At 45.6% G+C, this 754-nt stretch carries 1 protein-coding gene; it reads right to left on the minus strand.

The features are described from left to right. Window positions 1-754 (minus strand): endolytic transglycosylase MltG (gene mltG / locus A3735_RS07385; protein ID WP_068637849.1); only part of this gene is annotated, 754 nt, incomplete at both ends.

A 754-nucleotide genomic window follows, 5' to 3' on the forward strand; every position in this document is an offset into this window, starting at 1 on the left:
TCGATAGTTGCTGAAAATTGATGAGTGCCATCACCTTTTGCGACGAAATATAGGCTAGAGCCTTCTTTAGGGTGCAGCGCTGCATGAATGGCACTACGCCCTACTAAAGCGATAGGAGAAGGAGGTAAGCCCTTTATTNGGTAGGTGTTGTAGGCCGTCAGCTCTTTCAGGTGCTTACGGGTGATATTGCCTTGATAGCGATCACCTAAGCCATAGATGACGGTCGGGTCCGTTTGTAGACGCATTCCCTTAATCAGCCGCCTATTAAATACACCTGCGATTTCAGTTCGCTCATGTGCTGCTCCCGTTTCTTTTTCCACAATCGAAGCCAAGGTAAGCGCTTCATACGAGCCCTTCAATACGGTACTTTTATCTCTAGCCTGCCATTCTTCTTGCAAAATGTTCTGCAAACGCTGATGAGCACGCTTTAGGATTGATAGATCCGTATCGCCTTTATGGTACGCATAAGTATCAGGATAGAACTGCCCTTCCAGGTGCTTTATATCGTTCTTAGAGTTCAATGCCTGGATAAGTTCATCATCGCTCTTCCCTTCCAAGGTTTTACTTAGCTTCTCTTGAAGCGCCAGGGTCTTTAAGGCATCTCTGTAGCTCGTTCCTTCGATAAACTGAACCTGGTAACGAATCTGGTTATTGGATGTCAGCCACTCAAAAATAGCAGGAAGCGTCATAGGCCCTTGTAGACTGAACTCACCTGCTTTAATTTTACTAGCAAGCTTATTTTGCTTTGCGTAGA

The organism is Oleiphilus sp. HI0061, from assembly GCF_001635675.1.